Genomic DNA, 19,186 nt, shown 5'->3' with positions numbered 1-19,186 from the left:
CTGAATGCGATCCACGGCCGCTCGGGCGGGCCGACCCCGGCCGTTATACTGGAGGCCCGCCGCGACCGACGTCGTGGCCCCCGGGCCGTCGAGCCGACCGCCCCTCTAGACCGACGCTTATGTCCACCCAGAATCCCGTCCGGAACCCCAAGGTGGGTTTCGTCAGCCTCGGCTGCCCGAAGGCCCTCGTCGACTCCGAACGCATCCTCACGCAGCTGCGCGTCGAGGGCTATGACCTCGTGCAGACGTACGACGACGCCGACGTCGTCGTCGTCAACACCTGCGGCTTCATCGACAGCGCGGTCGCGGAGTCGCTCGATGCGATCGGCGAAGCGCTGGCGGAAAACGGCAAGGTGATCGTCACCGGCTGCCTCGGCAAGCGCGCGGACGTGATCCGCGAAGCGCACCCGGACGTGCTGGCCATCAGCGGGCCCGCAGACTATTCGAGCGTGATGTCCGCGGTGCACGCCGCTCTGCCGCAGCCGCGCAATCCCTTCATCGACCTGCTGCCTTCCATACGCGACGACGTCGGCATCAAGCTCACGCCGAAGCACTACGCGTACCTGAAGATTTCCGAAGGCTGCAACCACCGCTGCAGCTTCTGCATCATCCCGTCGATGCGCGGCGACCTGGTGTCGCGTCCGGTCGACGACGTGCTGCGTGAGGCCGAAAAGCTCGTCATGGGCGGTGTGCGCGAACTGCTTGTCGTGTCCCAGGACACCAGCGCCTACGGCGTCGACGTGCGCTACGCCGAGCGCGAATGGCGCGGCCGCGCGTACCAGACGCGCATGAAGTCGCTGTGCGAAGGCCTGTCGCAGCTCGGCGTGTGGTCGCGCCTGCATTACGTTTACCCGTATCCGCACGTCGACGACGTCATTCCGCTGATGGCGGAAGGCAAAGTGCTGCCGTACCTCGATATTCCGTTCCAGCACGCCAGTCCGCGCGTGCTGCGGCTGATGAAGCGCCCGGGCGCGGTCGAGAAGACACTGGAGCGCGTGCAGAACTGGCGTCGCATCTGCCCGGACTTGACGCTGCGCAGCACCTTCATCGTCGGCTTCCCGGGTGAAACCGAGGCGGAGTTCGAAGAGCTGCTCGATTTCCTCGACGAGGCACAGCTCGATCGCGTCGGCGCGTTCGCGTATTCGCCGGTCGAAGGCGCGGCAGCGAACGAGCTGCCGGATCCGGTGCCGGAGGAAGTGAAGCAGGAGCGCCTCGCGCGCTTCATGGAGCGTCAGGCGGAGATTTCCGCGGCGCGCCTCGAAGCCAAGGTCGGCACGGTGCAGAAGTGCCTGGTCGACCTGGTCGACGGCGAGCTCGCGATCGCGCGGTCGAAGGCCGATGCGCCGGAAATCGACGGCGTCGTGCAGATCCAGAACGGCGGTGAGATGGGCCTGAAGCCGGGCCAGTTCGTCGACGTCGAGATCATGGGCAGCGACGAGCACGACCTGTTCGGCGAGGCACTCGAGACCGAGACCCCGACGCTGACGCCGCTCCCCGTCCGGGCGTAGCATCGCCCCAGCGGCAGGCGCCGCACGGGGAGGGCGAAGGATGCGTCTTGTACTGGCGGTCGGACTCGCATTGACGACGTGCGTGGCATCGGCGGCGACACCATCGCTCGCGGACCATTTTCCGGGCATGAAGCTCGTGCAGCGCGTCGACGCGCCGATCCTTCGCGACGGCAGCGACGATGTTGTGTTCGTCTACAGCGGCGAAGAAGGCCACCGCGTCGCGGTCGCGCACTTCGACCACAAGCCGCGCGAGAGCGATCCGGTGGTGATCGACGTGCTGGAGCTGCCGTCCTCACCGTTCGATCCGCCGCACGTCACCGTGCAAAAGCATGTGGTCGTCATCGAGCAGATGACCGGCGGCACGATGGCCACCGAGTCGACCTTCCGATTCCGCCTCAACCCCGATCAGGACTGCATGGGCCTCATCGGCCTCGACGCTGAGCGTTACGACCGCATGGGCGGCAACGACGGCTATCGCATCAGCTGGAACCTGCTCACCGGCAAATTCATTTCGCAGCGCACTTGGCCGCAAGGTTCGACCAAGAAGCCTGCGCCGGAGCATGTGTCCAAGCGCGCACCGGGCGCGGTCTGCATGGCGCTGATCGACCAGCCCGACGACGTCATCGACGCCGCGCTCGAAGCCGAGCCGCGCGGTCGCTGATCAGCCGGGATAGCGGACGTCGACCACGGCGACACGTCGCGGTCCAATGGGGAGCTGCACTTCGACTTCATCATCGACGCGCTTTTTCAGCAGCGCGCGGGCGACGGGCGAATCGATGCTGATGTCGCCCTTCGACGGCTCCGCTTCGTCCGGGCCGACGATGCGGTAGCACAGCGATTCGCCGGTCGCGGTGTCCTCGAGCTCCACTGTCGCGCCGAAGAAGATCGCATCGCGATCGGCCGGCGCGGACTCGATCACCTTGAGCGCGGGCACGCGCTTGCTGAGATAGCGTACCCGGCGATCGAGTTCGCCCAGCTGCTTCTTGCGATAGATGTATTCGGCGTTTTCCGAGCGATCGCCTTCCGCGGCGGCGGCTGAAAGTGCGCGCACGATTTCCGGCCGCCGCACGCGCCAGAGATCGTCGAGCTCGGCCTTCATGCGCTCGAAGCCGTCGCGCGTGATCAGCGCGGTGCTGTGTTCGGCAGGGGGACGCCAGCGGCCCACGGGTCAGGCTCGCACGTCGACGAACGAATGCATCGTCACCAGCTCTTGCGTCCGCGCCCGCCGAGCAGGCTGCCGAGCAAGCCGCGCACGATCTGCCGGCCGATCTGGCTGCCCACGGTGCGTGCCGCCTGCTTGGCCATGGTCTCGACGATGCCCTGACGGTTCGACGCCCGCGGCGGGGCCGGCGGACGCGGCGCATCGACAGGCGCCGGCGACGATGCAGCGGGCGACGGGGACTCCGCGCGACGCGCCAGCGTCTCCGCTGCCGAATCGCGATCGAGCGGCTGGTCGTACTTGCTGCCGACCGGGCTCGTCGCCCGCAGTTGCTGCCGCTCGGCCGGTGTGATTGGCCCGATGCGCGACCGCGGCGGCGCAATCAGCACGCGCTGCACGGGCGACGGCACGCCTTCGGCCGACAGCACCGACACCAGCGCTTCGCCGATGGCGAGCTGCGTCAGCGCGGCTTCGACATCGATCTTCGGATTCGGCACGAAGGTTTCCGCGGCGACGCGCACCGCTTTCTGGTCGCGCGGCGTGAAGGCACGCAGCGCGTGCTGCACGCGATTGCCGAGCTGGCCGAGGATCTCGCCGGGCACGTCGTCGGGAAACTGCGAACAGAAATAGACGCCGACGCCCTTCGAACGGATCAGGCGTACGACCTGTTCGACACGCTGTTGCAGCGCCGGCGTCGCATCGTCGAACAGCAGATGCGCCTCGTCGAAGATGAAGACGAGTTTGGGTTTGTCGACGTCGCCGATTTCCGGCAGCTGCTCGAAGAGTTCCGAGAGCAGCCACAGCAGGAACGTCGAATAGATGCGGGGCTTCAGGACCAGGCTGTCCGCAGCCAGTACGCCGATGACGCCGCGGCCGTCGGGCGTGGTGCGCATCAGATCGGCGAGTTCCAGCGCGGGCTCGCCGAAGAACTGATGGCCGCCATCGGACTCGAGACGCAGCAGTGACCGCTGGATCGCCGCGATCGACTGCGCACTCACCAGGCCGTACTGCGTCGAGATCGACTTGCGCTCCTCGGCGAGGTGGCCGAGCACGGCGCGCAGATCCTCGAGGTCGAGCAGCAGCAGGCCCTGGTCGTCGGCCAGCTTGAACGCGATGTCGAGCACGCCCGATTGCGTGTCGTTGAGCTCAAGCATGCGCGCGAGCAGGATGGGGCCGACTTCCGAGATCGTCGCGCGCACCGGATGGCCCGACGTGCCGAACAGATCCCAGAAGATGACCGGGTTCGCTTCGGGCGTGTGGTCGGTGATACCGAGCGTGCTCAACCGCGACTGCAGCCGCTCGTTCGGGGTACCGGCCATCGCGATGCCGGCGACGTCGCCCTTCACGTCCGCCATGAACACCGGAACGCCGATGCGCGAGAAGCCCTCGGCGAGCGTCATCAGCGACACCGTCTTGCCGGTGCCCGTGGCGCCGGCGACGAGGCCGTGGCGATTGCCGATGCGGGCGGGAAGTTCGAGGGGCTGCAGTTCGGGCGGTGCGGTCTTGCCGAGCAGGATCGAAAGCGTCATCGGGCGCTCGCAGCGGGGGATGACCGGATTCTAACCACGCACCCCGCGTGCTCCGGAATGCGCACTGCGTTGCTTGCCGCGCCGGGCCGTGGCACCTACGCTCGCCCGTTCCTGCAGTTCATCCCCCGAATGCCGATGTCACTCCCGCTGCGCCACCGCCTGTCGCTCGCCTGCGCTGCTGTACTGCTGCTTGCGCCCACGCTCCTTCTCGCCGCCAAGCGCGAGACCGCGAACGTCGAGGAACTCAATAGCCGCATGCAGGCCGCGGAGAGCCGTTTCACCAAGGCGTCGATCGGCGTTCGCAACGACGACCCGGGCGCACAGGCCGAAAGTGATGCCGCGCTGCAGGACATGGAGGACGTGATGAACGCCTGCATCCGCCTGCGCGGCTGCCCGGTCAATACGTTTCTCGCGAGCTACAACCGGCTGCTGAAGCAGGCCGTCGACACCGATGCCGACGATGGGGACGACGAGCCCGCAGCCGACTCCATCGGCCACGAGGGCGTCGCCGCCAATGTGCCGGAGGCCGCGCGCGCCGCGGCGCTGCTGTCGGAGGACCACCGCTTCGATCGCATGGTCGAGTACAACCCGGCCGTGCAGCAGGCGATCCGCCGCTGGCTCACCGACATGCGCGGCTCGCTGATCTCGAGCTACGAGAACTACCAGGCGCTGCGCTACGTGATGTGGCCGGAGTACGAGCGTCGCGGCCTGCCGGAAGCGCTGCTGTTCGGCATCATGGCCAAGGAGTCCAACGGCAAGGTGCACGCGACGTCGCGCACCGGCGCTGCGGGTCTCATGCAGTTCATGCCGGCGACGGGTCGTCGCTTCGGCCTGGGCGACGACGGCACCGGCTTCGACACGCGCTACGACGCGCGCTCTGCCGCACAGGCCAGCGCCGAATACCTCAACGAACGCATGGGCCAGCTCAATCGCAACATCGAGCTTGCGCTTGCTGCCTACAACGGTGGCGAGGGCCGTGCGCTGCGGGTCTACCAGGGCACCGGCGCGAAGTCGTTCTGGGACGAGAGCGTCTACAACCAGTTCCCGGCGGAAACGCGCGATTACGTCCCGATGGTGATCGGCGCGTCGTGGCTGTTCATGCACCCCAAGGAGTACGGCCTGACCTTCCCGAAGGTGTCGGCCAAACCCGCGCCGTTGCGCCTGACGCAGCCGGCATCGATCTACCAGCTCACCGTCTGCCTCGGCAACAAGGGCGTGCACGACGGCTACATGCGCACGCTGCGCAACCTCAATCCGCGCTACCAGCCCGAAACGTTCCTGCCGACCGGCACAGTGCTCAACGCGAACACGAAGATCGTCGGTGCGTACAACCGCTGGTGCACGAGCGGTGCGCGTGCCGACCTCGCGCGCACGCTGGTACTGAGCGATCCGAGCCGCGCGATCGTGCGCACGGGGCCGTTGCAGACGATTCCGTCCGACGACGCTGACGGCGATGGCGTGCCGTCCGGCGCGGTTCCGGCGGGTCCGTCCGCTTCGACGTCGCCAGTGGTCGCGCCTGCGCCGGTCGCCGCCAAGCCGACCCCGGCGCGCGACGAACGCCGCAGCGCGAAAGCGGACGACGCCGAGGCGGACAAGCCGGGCAGGAAGGCGAAGGCGCCGCGCAGCTATCGCGTGCAGACGGGGGAATCGCTGTCGACCATTGCGCGCAAGTTCGGTTGCGACGTCGATGATCTCGCGAAGGCGAACGGCATCAAGCACTCGAACGCGCTCAAGCGTGGCCAGGCGTTGAAGCTGCCGAGTTGCGAGGGCTGATCTCGCGATGAGCAAAAAAACGCGCCGGTGACGGCGCGTTTTTTCTTTCGTTGGGCCGGGATCAGTGCGTGGCGGCGGCGCACTTCACGTTGGCGGACGGCGGTGGCGGACTCGGATCATCCTGCTTCGGGCCGATCGCCACGGCGCCGCTTGAAGAGGTCATCGCATTCGATGCCATCTGCGCACCCGGGTGCGGGCCCACCGGGTCGTCCTGCTTGGGGCCGATCGCCACGGCGCCCTTCGACGACGTCGTCGCGCTCGAGGCGATCTGCGCGTTCGGGTGCGGGCCCACCGGATCGTCCTGCTTCGGGCCGATCGCGGAACTCGGCGTGGAATCGACGCCGGCGGCCTGCGGCGAGCAGCCCGGCTGCGGGCTGATGCCGCCCTGCACGATGATCGCCGGCGACGGCGAAGTGCGGCCGGCGGTCGCGGTGGGCACGCGGACCGGCTTCGGTGCGGCCTGCGCCGCCGCGAAGCCGGTCGCCGCGAAGCCGAGGGTCAGAACAAGGACGTTGATCGAGCGCATGGGCGGTTCCGTCGCATCAGGAGCGGCCGATGCTACGAGACGGCCGCAGCACCGACGTCGCCGTCCGTCGATATAACCCAGGGCTAACGGTGCAGCGTGGCGAGGCGTTCGCCCAGACGCACCGGCGACTCGGCGTGCAGGGAGGGGTCCAGCGTGGCGACGCCCGCGGGCAGCAGCACGATCACCGTCGAGCCGTAATTGAACCGGGCCATTTCAGCGAAACGCTCCAGCGTGATGCCGGCGCCGTCGTAGCGCTTCTCGGTGACGATGTGGCCGTACTGCGGGATCTCGACACCGCTCCACACCGTTTCGACGCCCGAAACGAGCAGCGCGCCGACCATCACCACGCACATCGGCCCGAAGTCCGTGTCGAAATGGCAGACCAGGCGCTCGTTGCGCGCGAACAGGCGCGGCACGAGCCGCACAGCGGCGGGTCCGACACTGAACAGGCGACCCGGCACGTGCACGGTGCGCGTCAGCGTGCCGGTCCACGGCATGTGCACGCGGTGGTAGTCGCGCGGCGAGAGGTAGACCGTGGCGAACACGCCATCCGCGAAGGGCTTTGCATCGTCCTCGCTCGCGAGCAGTTCGGCGGCGGTGAAGCTGCGGCCCTTGGCCTGGAAGATCTCGCCGTTGCGGATCGGGCCGCACTGGCTGATGCGGCCATCGGCGGGCATGAGGATGGCGTTGTCATCGCGATGCGCTTCGCGTGCGCCGGGTCGCAGCGCGCGAGTGAAGAACGCATTGAAGGACTCGTACGAGCGCGGATTCGAGATCGCAGCTTCCTGCAGGTCGACGCCGAACTTGCGCGTCACCGTGTCGATCAGCCACTGGCTGACACGCGGATGCTTCGAATACGCCAGCGATCGCGCCAGCGACGACAGGAAACGATGGGGCAGGGCGTACGTAAGGCGGGTAACCAGGCTCATCGCATCGTCTTCGTCAAAGTCGTGAGGTCCGCGGCGATCGCGGCGGGGTCGAGCGGCGGCTGCACCAGGCCCGCCATGCGGCCTTCAGGATCGATGGCGACCATCGTCGCGCTGTGATCGACGGCATAAGCGTCGGCAGGCGCGCCGTCGGCCGGCGGCATCTTCTCGAACACGAGGCCGATGGAACGGGCGAAACGCTCCAGCGTCGGCACGTCCGCGGTGGCGGCGAGGGTGTCGCGGTGGAAGGCGTGCGCGTATTCGCCGACACGATCCGGCGTGTCGCGGTCGGGGTCGACCGATACGAACAGCAGGCGCGGGCGGGTGGTCTCCGGCAGCGCCTCCCACTGCTTCTGCGCCTTCGCCATCTCCGCGAGCGTGGTCGGGCAGACGTCGGGGCAGTGGGTGAAGCCGAGGAATACGAGCGTCCAGTGCCCCTTGAGCTCACCCGGCACCAGCGGCGTGCCGTCGGACTGGCGTAGCGTGAACGCGGGGATCTCGCGCGGGGCGATCAGGTGCACGGTCTTCATGGCCGGGGCGTCGCTCGCCGCGGGCGTGAACACATGGCGCGCGGCGACGAGGCCGAGGCCCGCGGCGAGCGCGGCGACGAGAACGAGCAGCGTCGTCCGATTGAACATGGTGGGCTCCGGGCCCCGACGGGACCGGCGATGATACCGGCCGCCCGCTATAATCGCGGGCCTTCATGCGTGTGCGATGTCAATGGACGCGGGCCTTCCGACCTTCCAGCAGGTCTCGATCATCGACCTGATCCGCTACGGCGGTTCGCTCTTCAATGCGTCCGGCCTGACGTTCGGCCACAGCTACGACAACGCGCTCGACGAATCGACCCAGCTCGTCCTGCACGCGCTGCACATGCCGCACGACCTCAGCCCGGTGTACGGCGCGTCGCGCGTCACCGACGAGGAAGCGCGCCGCGTGATGGAACTCTTCCGCCGCCGCATCGACGAGCGCGTGCCCGCCGCGTATCTCACGGGCGAAGCGTGGTTCGCCGGCCTGTCGTTCAAGTCCGACCGCCGCGCGCTGGTGCCGCGCTCGCCGATCGCCGAACTCATCATCGCCGGCTTCGAGCCGTGGCTGGGTGAGCGCGACGTCGACCGCGTACTCGATCTCTGCACGGGCTCGGGCTGCATCGCGATCGCGACCGCGCACTACCACCCGAACTGGGAGGTGGTCGGCATCGACATCAGCGACGAGGCGCTGACGCTTGCCGAAGAGAACAAGGACCGCCTGCAGGTTCCGAACGTTTCCTTCGTGAAGTCGAACCTGTTCGACGGCCTGCAGGGCGAGATGTTCGACCTGATCGTCACCAATCCGCCGTACGTCACCAACGAGGAGACCGACGCGCTGCCGCGCGAGTACTCGTACGAGCCGGAACTTGGCCTGCGCGCCGGCGACGACGGTTTGGATCTCGCGCTGCGCATCATGCGCGACGCGCCGGACCATCTCTCCGAGAACGGCCTGCTGATCTGCGAAGTCGGCGAGGCCGAGCGCGCGCTGGTCGAGCTGCTGCCGGAACTGCCGATGGCGTGGGTCGAGTTCAAGGTCGGGCAGATGGGCATTTTCGTGGTCGAGCGCTCGGACCTCGTCGAGCACCACGCGCGCATCCGCGAACTCGCCGACGCACGCGCCTGATCGCATGAACTCCTTCGGCCACCTGCTGCGCGTCACGACCTTCGGCGAAAGCCACGGTCCGGCGATCGGCTGCGTGGTCGACGGCTGCCCGCCGGGGCTGCCGATCGCGGTGGAGGATTTCGCGCGCGATCTCGAGCGTCGCGCGACGGGCCGCAGTCGACACACGTCGCAGCGTCGCGAAACCGATGAGGTCGAAATCCTCAGCGGCATGTACGAAGGCGTGACCACGGGCACGCCGATCGCGTTGCTGATCCGCAACACGGATGCGCGCAGCAAGGACTACGCGTCGATCGCGCAGCAGTTCCGTCCGGGCCATGCCGACTACACGTACCAGTCAAAGTACGGTGTCCGCGATCCGCGCGGCGGCGGCCGGTCGAGCGCGCGCGAGACGACGATGCGGGTGGCGGCCGGCGTGATCGCGAAGAAGTGGCTCGCGCAGACGTTCGACGTCGAGGTGCGCGGCTACCTGTCGCAGCTCGGCGAAATCCGCTCGTCACGCCCCGACGTTCCGGACTGGAGCGACGTCGAATCCAATCCGTTCTTCTGGCCCGACGTCGCGCAGGTCGCGGAGCTCGAGGCCTACATGGACGCGCTGCGCAAGTCGGGCGATTCCGTGGGCGCGCGCGTGGAAGTCGTCGCGACCGGCGTGCCGGTGGGTTGGGGCGAACCGATCTACGGCAAGCTCGACGCCGAGCTCGCGTCGGCGCTGATGAGCATCAACGCGGTGAAGGGCGTGGAGATCGGCGATGGCTTCGACGCCGTCGCGATGCACGGCTCGCAGCATCGCGATGCGATGCGTCCCGGTCCGCACGGTCTTCCCGATTTCGAGAGCAACCACGCCGGCGGCATTCTCGGCGGCATCAGCACGGGACAGGCAGTGCGCTGCTCCGTCGCGTTCAAGCCCACGTCGAGCCTGCGCCTGCCGGTCGACAGCGTGGACGTCGACGGTCATGCGGCGGAAGTGGTGACGACCGGTCGCCACGATCCCTGCGTCGGCATCCGCGCGACGCCGATCTGCGAAGCGATGGTCGCGCTCGTATTGATGGATCAGGCGCTGCGCCATCGCGCGCAATGCGGCGACGTGAAAAAACGATAGCGGCCAGTCGCCAGCGGGCGCCTTCGGGCGCGACGCGCGTCTGCGCCGCGATGTAATGCCGAATCCATCCGATGATTTGCAGTCGCGCACGATGCCGAGGGCCGGCGCGACGGCCACCAGAGAGACCGAATCCATGAAGAACCCCGTGAATGTCGCAGTCGTAGGCGCCACCGGTGCCGTCGGCGAAGCCATGCTGAAGGTGCTCGCCGAGCGCGACTTCCCGATCGCCGAGCTGCACCTGCTTGCGAGCGCGCGCTCCGCCGGCGAGAAGATCACGTTCAAGGGCCGCAACATTACTGTGCAGGACCTCGCCACGTTCGACCCCAAGGGCGTCGACATCGCGCTGTTCTCCGCCGGCGGCGACATTTCGAAGGAATACGGCCCGAAGTTCGCCGAAGCGGGCGCCGTCGTCATCGACAACTCGTCGGCCTTCCGCTACCTCGACGACGTGCCGCTGGTGGTGTCGGAAGTGAATCCCGAGACCGCGAAGAACCGCCCGCGCGGAATCATCGCCAACCCGAACTGCTCGACCATGCAGTTGATGGTCGCGCTCGCGCCGATCCAGCGCGAAGCCGGCATCGAGCGCATCAACGTCGCGACCTACCAGTCGGTCTCGGGCACTGGCCGCCGTGCGCTCGAGGAGCTTGGTCGCCAGACCGCGGCGCTGCTCAACTTCCAGGACCCGAAGCCGGAGGTCTATCCGGTGCAGATCGCGTTCAACGTGATCCCGCACGGCGGCGACTTCCTCGACAACGGCTACACGAGCGAGGAAATGAAGCTGGTCTGGGAGACGCGCAAGATCCTGGGCGACGACTCGATTCAGGTGAACCCGACGGTCGTTCGCGTGCCGGTGTTCTACGGCCACTCGGAAGCCGTGCACATTGAGACCCGCGAGAAGATCACCGCCGAGCGCGCACGCGAACTGCTGTCGACCGCGCCGGGCATCGAGCTGGTCGACGAGCGCAAGGCGGGCGGCTATCCGACGCCGGTGACGCACGCATCGGGCAACGACCCGGTCTACGTCGGCCGCATCCGCGAGGACATCTCGCATCCGCGCGGTCTGGACCTGTGGGTCACCGCCGACAACATCCGCAAGGGCGCCGCGCTGAACGCGGTGCAGATCGCCGAGCTGGTGATCGCGGAGTAGAGCCGAACGGGCCGCGTCGCACGGGCTCGTGCGATGCGGGCCCGTCCTGCTAGAGTCGGCGCGTAATGAAGGGGAGAGATCGGTGAGGCCACGTCTGCGAAATGCCGTGTTGCTGGCCCTCGCGCTGGCGAGCGGCTCGGCCCACGCGCTCGGGCTCGGACAGATCCAGGTGAAGTCGGGACTCGGCCAGCCGCTGCTCGCCGAGATCCCGGTGGTCAGCAACGACGCGTCCGAACTGATCGATCTCGAGGCGGCGCTGGCGTCCCCGGAGACGTTTACCCGCATCGGCCTGGAGCCCCCGATCGGCATCGTCGCCGACCTTCACTTTGCGGTCGGCACCGACACCGCCGGCCGCCCGATCATCCGCGTCACCACGAATCAGCCGGTTACGCAGCCGCTGCTGAACTTCCTCATTCAGGTCGACTGGGGCGAGGGCCGACTGGTCCGCGAATACACCGCCACCGTGTCGACTCCGGGCTCGATCGACGCGCAGCCGGCGGTCGTGGTGGAAGCTCCGACGGCGGAGGAGCCGGCAGTCGTCGAACGCCCGGTTGCGGTCGAGCCGGCGCCTGCGCCGGTTGCCGCGCCGACGCCGGAAGCACCCACGCCTGCGCCTTCGACGGCGACGCCGGCACCCGTCACCACGCCCGCACCGATCGCGGCGCAGCCGTCGGGTGCGGCCCCTGCGCCCGGCGAATACCGCGTTCGCAGGGGTGATACGGCCTCGGTGATCGCGTCCCGCGTGACGCCCGAAGGCGTGACCAGCGCGCAGACGATGATCGGCCTGCTGCGCGCCAATCCCGAAGCGTTCATCGCCGGCGACCTCAACCAGCTCCGCAGCGGCAGCGTGCTGCGCGTGCCGGCGACGCCGGAACTGCAGGGGGTCGAGGCACGGGAAGCGGCCGACCTCGTGCGCACCTACACACACCAGGTGCGCCGCGCACGCACGCAACCGGAAACGCCGGTCGCGCAGGCCGCTGCGTCGCGTATCGCATCCGCACCGGCCGAGACCGGCGGTCGTCTTGAAATCGTTCCGCCGGGTGCGGGCCGCAAGGCCCGTGGCGGCACCCAATCCGGCGTGGAAGCCGGAGGCGAGGGGGAAATGCTTCGACAGGAATTGGCCACCACCAAGGAATCGCTCGCCGCGCGCGACGCCGAGGTCCAGGAACTCAAGAGCCGCGTCGCCGAGCTCGAGAAGCTGCAGGCCGACCAGCAGAAACTGATCGCGATGCAGAACTCGCAGATGGCCGCGGCGCAGCAGAACAAGGCCGCGCAGGCACCGCCGCCCGCACCGGTGCAGCCCGCGCCGCCGTCGCCGCTACCGTGGATCGGTGGCGCGGTCATCGTGGCGCTCGGCGTGCTCGCTGCGCTGTGGATGCGCCGGCGCGGTCGCCAGGAGCCCGTATTCCGGGCCCCGTCGACCGAACCGCGGTCGTCGCTGGCCGATGCGTTCCCGCCGACGCCCGCGCCCGCCGCCGCACCGGTCGTGGCGGACGAGCCCGTCGACGCGACGCCGTCGTGGGATCGCACACCGGCCACCACCGCCACCCGTTCGCGTCGTCGCGCGCCCGCGAAGGCCGCGGCGCCGGCGGCCGCTACGGCGGTCGAGCTGCCGCTCGAAGCGCCATCCGCCGAAGGCGCGAACGTCGAACGTCTGGAACTCGCCCAAGCCTACCTCGACATGGGCGACACCGAACGTGCGCGCGGCCTGCTGACCGAGGTCGCCGAGAGCGGCGACACCACCACGCGCGGTGTCGCGGCCAAGATGCTGCGGGACATGGGATGACCGAAGGCGCGGCCACGGAGCCGGCCCCGGGCGAGTCCACGCGCTACGCGATCGGTGTCGAATACGACGGTACCGGCTTCAGCGGCTGGCAGCGGCTGTCGCCGCACGGCGAGCCCGAGCCGACCCCGCTGCCCACCGTGCAGGCGACTGTCGAGGCGGCACTGTCGTTCGTCGCTGGCACGTCCATCGAGCTCGTCTGCGCGGGACGCACCGACGCCGGCGTCCACGCAGCCTGCCAGGTTGCGCATTTCGATTCGCCGGTTCGCCGCGACCCACGCGGCTGGACGCTGGGCGCGACGTCGAAGCTCCCGCCCGAAGTCGCCGCGCTGTGGTGCCGCGAAGTGCCGCGCGAGTTCAATGCACGCTTCTCGGCGCGTGCGCGTCGCTACGTCTATCGCATCCTCAACCGTCCCGTTCGCCCGGCGCTGCAGCGCCAGATATTGGGCTGGGAACGGCGACCGCTTGACGCCACCGCGATGCACCGGTCGGCACAGTCGCTGCTCGGCGAGCGCGATTTTTCGGCATTTCGCACGGTGCATTGCCAAGCGGCACACCCACGACGCGAGATGCAGGAGATCACCGTCCGCCGGGTCGGCGAGGTGGTCGAGATCGAAGTGCAGGCGAATGCGTTCCTGCACCATCAGGTCCGCAACATCGTCGGCAGCCTGCTGATGGTCGGTCGCGGCGAGAAGCCTGAAGGCTGGATCGCCGAAGTGCTCGAAGGTCGCGATCGCACACGTGCCGGCCCGACGGCACCGTCGGCTGGACTGGTTTTTCTGGGCCCGCGCTATCCCGCGGAGTGGCAGCTTCCCCCCGAGGTCACCCTGTGAATCGAACGCTCTTCCGAACCCGAATCAAGTTCTGTGGCTTCACCCGTCCGGGCGACGTGCGCCTGGCCTGCGAACTCGGCGTCGACGGCATCGGCTTCGTGTTCACGCCGCGTAGCCCGCGCCGCATCGCGCCGGAAGAAGCACGTGCCATGCGCCAGGCGCTGGCGCCGCTGGTCGATGCGGTGGCGTTGTTCCAGGACAACTCGCTCGAGGAAGTGCGTGACGTCGTGCGCCAGGTGCGCCCGAGCCTGCTGCAGTTCCACGGCAACGAAGACGACGCGTTCTGCCGCAGCTTCGGCCTGCCGTACCTCAAGGTGGTGCCGATGGGCGAGGAGATCATGGCGCCCCACTACCTGCAGCTGCGGTTCCCGGGTGCGGCAGGCTTCCTGCTCGACAGCCACCGCAGCGGGGAGTCTGGCGGCAGCGGCAAGACCTTCGACTGGTCGCGCATCCCGAAGGACCTGCAGAAGCCCTACGCGCTCGCCGGCGGCCTGCGCCCCGAGAACGTGTTCGACGCCGTGACCACCGCGACGCCGTGGGCCGTCGACGTGTCCAGCGGCATCGAGACCGAGCCCGGCATCAAGGACGGCGACAAGATGCGCCAGTTCGTCGAGGAAGTGCGCCGCGCCGACTGCCATACCGACGCGATCGCGGCCGCCTGCTGATCGCCTAAACTGGCGGGCGCTCCCCCGCGTCCTGCCGGCTGCCACGATGTCCGACGCTGCACCGATTTCCGTCGTCGACGATTACAACGCGTTCCCGGATGCCGACGGCCATTTCGGCCGCTTCGGCGGGCGTTTCGTCGCTGAAACCCTCATGGGCCCGCTGCAGGAACTGGCGGGCGCCTACGACGCTGCGCGCGTCGATCCCGAATTCATCGACGCGTTCGATCGCGACCTCGCGCATTACGTCGGTCGCCCGAGTCCGATCTATTTCGCCGAGCGTCTGACGCGCGACGTCGGCGGCGCACGCATCCTGCTCAAGCGCGAAGACCTCAACCACACCGGCGCGCACAAGATCAACAACACCATCGGCCAGGCGTTGCTCGCCAGCCGCATGGGCAAGACCCGCATCATCGCGGAGACGGGCGCCGGCCAGCACGGTGTCGCGAGCGCCACGGTCGCGGCGCGACTCGGCCTCGAATGCGTCGTCTACATGGGCGCGACCGACATCGAGCGCCAGAAGATCAACGTCTACCGCATGAAGCTGCTCGGCGCGACGGTCGTGCCGGTGAGCAGCGGCTCGGCGACGCTGAAGGACGCGCTCAACGAGGCGATGCGCGACTGGGTGACGAACGTGCGCGACACGTTCTACATCATCGGTACGGTCGCGGGCCCGGATCCGTATCCACGCATGGTGCGCGACTTCAACGCGATCGTCGGCCGCGAGGCGAGGGCGCAGATGCTCGCCGAATACGGTCGTCTCCCGGATGCGGTGACCGCCTGCGTCGGCGGCGGCAGCAACGCGATAGGCATCTTCCACGCGTTCCTCAACGATCGCGACGTGCGCCTCGTCGGTGCGGAGGCGGCGGGCGATGGCATCGATACCGGCCGCCACGCTGCGTCGCTCGCCGCGGGCCGCCCCGGCGTTCTGCATGGCAACCGCACCTACGTGATCTGCGACGACGACGGTCAGATCATCGAGACGCATTCGGTGTCGGCCGGCCTCGACTATCCGGGCGTCGGCCCCGAGCACGCGTTCCTCAAGGACACCGGCCGCGCGCAGTACGTCGGCGTCACGGATGACGAGGCACTCGCCGCGTTCCACACGCTCGCGCGCACGGAAGGCATCCTGCCGGCGCTCGAATCGAGCCACGCGATCGCGCAGGCGATGAAGCTCGCGCGCGATCTGCCGAAGGACGCGCTCGTGCTGTGCAACCTGTCCGGTCGCGGCGACAAGGATGTGCATACGATCGCTGCTCGCGACGGGTTGTCGCTATGACCTGCGCCGTGTGCCGCCGCGTCACGCGATGGCGTGGCTGAGTCGACGCGTTTTCGTCGTCCGTCAGCGGCCGGCGATTTCCTGAACCTGGATTCCTCCCGCGCCGCATCGGGCGCGAAACCAAGCGCACGCCAATCCCCATGTCCCGCATCGACACGCGTTTCGCGCAACTCAAGTCTGCCCGTCGCAAGGCACTCGTCCCGTTCGTCACCGCCGGCGATCCGTCGCTCGACGCTACCGTCCCGGTGATGCACGCGCTGGTCGCGGCGGGCGCCGACGTCATCGAGCTCGGCGTTCCGTTCTCTGACCCGATGGCCGACGGCCCCACCATCCAGCGCAGCTCCGAACGCGCGCTCGCCCGCGGTGTGGGCATCGACTACGTGATGCGCTGCGTGCGCGAGTTCCGTGAGCGCGATGCCGGGACGCCGGTCGTGTTGATGGGCTATCTCAATCCGGTCGAGATCCGCGGCCCTGGCGCATTCGCGACGCTCGCGGCGGAGTCGGGCGTCGACGGCATCCTGCTGGTCGACCTGCCGCCGGAAGAGGCGGCCGAGTTCCGCGATGCGTTCGAAGCCGCAGGTGTCGCGCTGATCCTGCTCGCGTCGCCGACGTCGTCGGATGCACGCATCAGCATGCTGCGCCGACTGGCGCGCGGCTACCTCTACTACGTCAGCTTCGCCGGAGTGACCGGGGCCGCCGATCGCCTCGACGCCCGCGCCGCGGGCGAGCGCCTGCGCGCGATCCGGTCGGGCACCGATGTTCCGGTCGTCGCCGGCTTCGGCATCAAGGACGCGGCGAGCGCTGCGGCCATGGCGGTGGACGCTGATGGGGTGGTGGTCGGCAGCGCGCTGGTCTCGGCGATCGCCGATGCGGCCGACCCTGCCGCTGCGGCACGGGCCTTCCTCGCCCCGCTGCGCGCGGCCCTCGACGCCTGACACCCGTCGCAGTCCCGCTCCGGACCGGCCTCCCGCGCGGCCGGCCGTCCCGGAGCCCTGCGCTACACTGACCCGCTGGCCGCGAGACGGCCGTTTGTCCGACAGGGGAGAGCCTCCAGCATGTCCTGGCTCAAGAAACTGATGCCGTCCGGCATCCGCACCGAAGGCACGCAGCGCCGCCGCAGCGTGCCCGAAGGTCTCTGGGAAAAGTGCGATCGCTGCGCCTCGGCGCTGTACCGCCCGGAGCTCGAGGAGAACCTCGAGGTCTGCCCGAAGTGCGGCTTCCACATGGCGATCCGCGCCCGCGCGCGCCTGGCCGCGCTGTTCGACGCCGGCAGCACCACCGAGATCGCCGCCGAACTCGGCCCGACCGACGTGCTCAAGTTCCGCGACCAGAAGAAGTACGCGGACCGCATCAAGGCCGCACAGAAGTCGACCGGCGAGCGCGATGCACTGGTCGCCATGCGCGGCACGCTGGAGGGCCGTGATCTGGTCGCCGCTTCCTTCGACTTCGCCTTCATGGGCGGGTCGATGGGTTCGGTGGTCGGCGAGCGCTTTACGCGCGCAGCCGAAACTGCGCTGGAGATCGGCTGCCCGTTCGTGAACTTCTCGGCCTCCGGCGGCGCCCGCATGCAGGAGTCGCTGTTCTCGCTGATGCAGATGGCCAAGACGTCCGCGGCGCTCGGCCGCCTGCGCGATGCGGGCCTGCCGTACATCTCCGTGCTCACGCACCCGACCACCGGCGGCGTGTCCGCGTCGTTCGCGATGCTGGGCGATCTCAACATCGCCGAACCCGAAGCGCTGATCGGCTTCGCCGGCCCGCGCGTCATCGAGCAGACCGTGCGCGAGAAGCTGCCGGAAGGCTTCCAGCGTTCGGAATTCCTGCTCGAGCACGGCGCGATCGACATGATCTGCGACCGCCGCGAGCTGCGTGAGCGCCTGTCGCACCTGCTCGCGATGATGATGAAGCAGCCCGCACCCGTGGTCGCGGTCGCATGAGTCGTCGATATTTCGGTACCGACGGCATCCGCGGCCGCGTCGGCGAAGGGGCGATCTCGGCGGACTTCGTGCTTCGTCTCGGCAACGCCTACGGCCATGCGCTGCGTGCGCACGCCCCGGCGTGGCGCAAGCCCGTCGTCATCATCGGCAAGGACACCCGCATCTCGAACTACATGTTCGAGGCGGCGCTGGAAGCAGGCCTTGTTGCCGCCGGCGTCGACGTGCAGTTGATGGGGCCGATGCCGACGCCCGCGGTCGCGCACCTGACGCGTTCGCTGCGTGCGGACGGCGGCATCGTGATCTCGGCGTCGCACAATCCGCATTACGACAACGGCATCAAGTTCTTCTCGTCGGAAGGCGAGAAGCTCGACGACGCGACCGAACTCGCGATCGAAGCCGCGCTCGAGGAACCGTTCCGCACCGTTGTGTCGGAAGAACTCGGCAAGGCGCTGCGCACGCGCGAAGCGCTGGGCCGCTACGTCGAGGCCTGCAAGGCGAGCGTGCCCCGGCGCTTCGATCTCGCCGGCATGCGCATCGTCGTCGACTGCGCGAACGGTGCGACGTACCAGGTCGCGCCGGTCGTGTTCCGTGAGCTCGGCGCGCGTGTGACCACGATCGGTGTCGAGCCGAACGGCACCAACATCAACGATGGCGTCGGCTCGACGCATCCGGAACTGCTCGCACAGACCGTGTTGGAGAAGGGTGCAGACCTCGGCATCGCATTCGATGGCGATGGCGATCGCGTGCTGTTCGTCGATAACGAAGGCCGCGTGCGCGACGGCGACGATCTGATCTACATCCTCGCCACCGACTGGCAGGCCAATGGGCGCCTGCGTGGTCCGGTGGTCGGCACACTGATGAGCAACTTCGGGCTCGAGCAAGCGCTCGGCCAGCGCGGCATCAATTTCCTGCGCGCCAAGGTCGGCGATCGCTACGTGCACCAGCAACTCGTCGCGCACGAAGGCGTGCTGGGCGGCGAGGCGTCGGGTCATCTGCTGTGCCTGGATCGTGTCAGCACCGGCGACGGCATCGTCAGCGCGCTGCAGGTGCTGGAGGTGCTCGGCCGACGCGGCATCAAGCTGTCACAGGCGCTGGAAGGCCTGCGTCGCGTGCCGCAGAAGACGATCAATGTGCGTTGCGCTGCGGGCGCAAGGCCGGTCGAGACGGATAGCGTGAAAGCCGCGCTGGCCGACGCGCAGCAGGCGGTCTCGGGTCGCGGGCGTGCCTTCCTGCGTCCGTCCGGCACCGAGCCGGTCGTGCGCGTGACCGTGGAGGCCGACGACGACGCACTCGTCGACGCCACGCTCGAGCGCCTCGCCGCCGCCGTGCGCGCTGCGGCCGCCTGATTTCGATCAAATCGACGAGGCCCGCAGTGGTG

18 protein-coding genes are annotated in these 19,186 nt (G+C 68.6%); 13 read left to right on the top strand and 5 right to left on the bottom strand.

Annotated features, from left to right (window positions below; translation table 11 throughout):
• The first annotated feature begins 119 nt into the window (after nt 1–119).
• Together rimO and DWG18_RS06315 are read left to right on the top strand one after the other, a co-directional pair.
• Nucleotides 120–1,508, top strand: coding sequence for a 30S ribosomal protein S12 methylthiotransferase RimO (gene rimO / locus DWG18_RS06320; RefSeq protein WP_115646390.1), 1,389 nt, complete (start codon nt 120–122; stop codon nt 1,506–1,508).
• A 40-nt stretch (nt 1,509–1,548) separates the two neighbouring features.
• Nucleotides 1,549–2,169, top strand: coding sequence for a hypothetical protein (locus DWG18_RS06315; protein ID WP_162823734.1), 621 nt, complete (start codon nt 1,549–1,551; stop codon nt 2,167–2,169).
• On the opposite strand, the gene greB is transcribed toward DWG18_RS06315, so the two are convergent.
• Nucleotides 2,170–2,673, bottom strand: coding sequence for a transcription elongation factor GreB (greB, locus tag DWG18_RS06310; RefSeq protein WP_115646386.1), 504 nt, complete (start codon nt 2,671–2,673; stop codon nt 2,170–2,172).
• Between the two features lie 35 nt (nt 2,674–2,708).
• On the bottom strand, nt 2,709–4,196 hold the full coding sequence (locus DWG18_RS06305; RefSeq protein WP_115646384.1) for a helicase HerA-like domain-containing protein: 1,488 nt from the start codon (nt 4,194–4,196) through the stop codon (nt 2,709–2,711).
• A gap of 129 nt (nt 4,197–4,325) precedes the next feature.
• Here DWG18_RS06305 and DWG18_RS06300 point away from each other — a divergent pair, with 129 nt between their 5' ends.
• Nucleotides 4,326–5,969, top strand: a complete 1,644-nt coding sequence (locus DWG18_RS06300) for a transglycosylase SLT domain-containing protein (protein ID WP_115648067.1) — start codon at nt 4,326–4,328, stop codon at nt 5,967–5,969.
• Nucleotides 5,970–6,030: 61 nt separating this feature from the next.
• Here DWG18_RS06300 and DWG18_RS06295 read toward each other — a convergent pair whose 3' ends face one another.
• From DWG18_RS06295 to DWG18_RS06285, 3 genes are all read right to left on the bottom strand, one after another.
• Nucleotides 6,031–6,495 carry a hypothetical protein gene (locus DWG18_RS06295; protein WP_115646382.1) on the bottom strand — a complete coding sequence of 155 codons (465 nt, stop codon included), beginning with the start codon at nt 6,493–6,495 and terminating at the stop codon, nt 6,031–6,033.
• A gap of 83 nt (nt 6,496–6,578) precedes the next feature.
• Complete coding sequence (gene asd, locus DWG18_RS06290; RefSeq protein WP_115646380.1) at nt 6,579–7,424, bottom strand: archaetidylserine decarboxylase; 846 nt, start codon at nt 7,422–7,424, stop codon at nt 6,579–6,581.
• Nucleotides 7,421–8,059: an SCO family protein gene (locus DWG18_RS06285; protein ID WP_115646378.1), complete on the bottom strand. Its 639-nt coding sequence runs from the start codon at nt 8,057–8,059 to the stop codon at nt 7,421–7,423. The genes asd and DWG18_RS06285 overlap by 4 nt, the downstream gene beginning before the upstream one ends.
• Before the next feature lie 82 nt (nt 8,060–8,141).
• Here DWG18_RS06285 and prmB point away from each other — a divergent pair, with 82 nt between their 5' ends.
• The 10 genes from prmB (at nt 8,142) to glmM (ending at nt 19,154) form a co-directional block, all read left to right on the top strand.
• The gene (prmB, locus tag DWG18_RS06280) at nt 8,142–9,074 is read left to right on the top strand and encodes a 50S ribosomal protein L3 N(5)-glutamine methyltransferase (protein ID WP_115646376.1); all 933 of its coding nucleotides are present in this window, start codon (nt 8,142–8,144) and stop codon (nt 9,072–9,074) included.
• A gap of 4 nt (nt 9,075–9,078) precedes the next feature.
• The gene (aroC, locus tag DWG18_RS06275) at nt 9,079–10,170 is read left to right on the top strand and encodes a chorismate synthase (RefSeq protein WP_115646373.1); all 1,092 of its coding nucleotides are present in this window, start codon (nt 9,079–9,081) and stop codon (nt 10,168–10,170) included.
• A gap of 133 nt (nt 10,171–10,303) precedes the next feature.
• On the top strand, nt 10,304–11,317 hold the full coding sequence (locus tag DWG18_RS06270; RefSeq protein ID WP_115646371.1) for an aspartate-semialdehyde dehydrogenase: 1,014 nt from the start codon (nt 10,304–10,306) through the stop codon (nt 11,315–11,317).
• Between the two features lie 82 nt (nt 11,318–11,399).
• On the top strand, nt 11,400–13,103 hold the full coding sequence (locus tag DWG18_RS06265; RefSeq protein ID WP_115646369.1) for a FimV/HubP family polar landmark protein: 1,704 nt from the start codon (nt 11,400–11,402) through the stop codon (nt 13,101–13,103).
• Nucleotides 13,100–13,933: a tRNA pseudouridine(38-40) synthase TruA gene (truA, locus tag DWG18_RS06260; protein ID WP_115646367.1), complete on the top strand. Its 834-nt coding sequence runs from the start codon at nt 13,100–13,102 to the stop codon at nt 13,931–13,933. The genes DWG18_RS06265 and truA overlap by 4 nt, the downstream gene beginning before the upstream one ends.
• Nucleotides 13,930–14,598: a phosphoribosylanthranilate isomerase gene (locus DWG18_RS06255; RefSeq protein WP_115646365.1), complete on the top strand. Its 669-nt coding sequence runs from the start codon at nt 13,930–13,932 to the stop codon at nt 14,596–14,598. Before truA ends, DWG18_RS06255 begins: the two co-directional genes overlap by 4 nt.
• Before the next feature lie 46 nt (nt 14,599–14,644).
• Entirely contained in the window at nt 14,645–15,874 is a 1,230-nt protein-coding gene (gene trpB, locus DWG18_RS06250; RefSeq protein WP_115646363.1) for a tryptophan synthase subunit beta, read from the top strand.
• Between the two features lie 140 nt (nt 15,875–16,014).
• Nucleotides 16,015–16,809, top strand: a complete 795-nt coding sequence (gene trpA, locus DWG18_RS06245) for a tryptophan synthase subunit alpha (protein ID WP_205289408.1) — start codon at nt 16,015–16,017, stop codon at nt 16,807–16,809.
• A 120-nt stretch (nt 16,810–16,929) separates the two neighbouring features.
• Nucleotides 16,930–17,808: an acetyl-CoA carboxylase, carboxyltransferase subunit beta gene (gene accD, locus DWG18_RS06240; RefSeq protein ID WP_115646359.1), complete on the top strand. Its 879-nt coding sequence runs from the start codon at nt 16,930–16,932 to the stop codon at nt 17,806–17,808.
• Nucleotides 17,805–19,154 carry a phosphoglucosamine mutase gene (gene glmM, locus DWG18_RS06235; RefSeq protein ID WP_115646357.1) on the top strand — a complete coding sequence of 450 codons (1,350 nt, stop codon included), beginning with the start codon at nt 17,805–17,807 and terminating at the stop codon, nt 19,152–19,154. Before accD ends, glmM begins: the two co-directional genes overlap by 4 nt.
• The last annotated feature ends 32 nt before the right edge of the window (nt 19,155–19,186 follow it).

This window comes from Lysobacter sp. TY2-98, from assembly GCF_003367355.1.
Taxonomy (GTDB): domain Bacteria; phylum Pseudomonadota; class Gammaproteobacteria; order Xanthomonadales; family Xanthomonadaceae; genus Cognatilysobacter.
Note: the sequence above shows the minus strand (reverse complement) of the source record. Positions and strands in the feature narration are given on the sequence as shown.

Coding starts and splice junctions, on each gene's coding strand:
- trpB (WP_115646363.1), top strand. CDS start 14,645: ATGTCCGACGCTGCACCGATTTCCGTCGTCGACGATTACAACGCGTTC.
- DWG18_RS06300 (WP_115648067.1), top strand. CDS start 4,326: ATGCCGATGTCACTCCCGCTGCGCCACCGCCTGTCGCTCGCCTGCGCT.
- prmB (WP_115646376.1), top strand. CDS start 8,142: ATGGACGCGGGCCTTCCGACCTTCCAGCAGGTCTCGATCATCGACCTG.
- asd (WP_115646380.1), bottom strand. CDS start 7,424: ATGAGCCTGGTTACCCGCCTTACGTACGCCCTGCCCCATCGTTTCCTG.
- aroC (WP_115646373.1), top strand. CDS start 9,079: ATGAACTCCTTCGGCCACCTGCTGCGCGTCACGACCTTCGGCGAAAGC.
- DWG18_RS06285 (WP_115646378.1), bottom strand. CDS start 8,059: ATGTTCAATCGGACGACGCTGCTCGTTCTCGTCGCCGCGCTCGCCGCG.
- DWG18_RS06295 (WP_115646382.1), bottom strand. CDS start 6,495: ATGCGCTCGATCAACGTCCTTGTTCTGACCCTCGGCTTCGCGGCGACC.
- accD (WP_115646359.1), top strand. CDS start 16,930: ATGTCCTGGCTCAAGAAACTGATGCCGTCCGGCATCCGCACCGAAGGC.
- DWG18_RS06270 (WP_115646371.1), top strand. CDS start 10,304: ATGAAGAACCCCGTGAATGTCGCAGTCGTAGGCGCCACCGGTGCCGTC.
- rimO (WP_115646390.1), top strand. CDS start 120: ATGTCCACCCAGAATCCCGTCCGGAACCCCAAGGTGGGTTTCGTCAGC.
- DWG18_RS06305 (WP_115646384.1), bottom strand. CDS start 4,196: ATGACGCTTTCGATCCTGCTCGGCAAGACCGCACCGCCCGAACTGCAG.
- glmM (WP_115646357.1), top strand. CDS start 17,805: ATGAGTCGTCGATATTTCGGTACCGACGGCATCCGCGGCCGCGTCGGC.
- trpA (WP_205289408.1), top strand. CDS start 16,015: ATGTCCCGCATCGACACGCGTTTCGCGCAACTCAAGTCTGCCCGTCGC.
- DWG18_RS06315 (WP_162823734.1), top strand. CDS start 1,549: ATGCGTCTTGTACTGGCGGTCGGACTCGCATTGACGACGTGCGTGGCA.
- truA (WP_115646367.1), top strand. CDS start 13,100: ATGACCGAAGGCGCGGCCACGGAGCCGGCCCCGGGCGAGTCCACGCGC.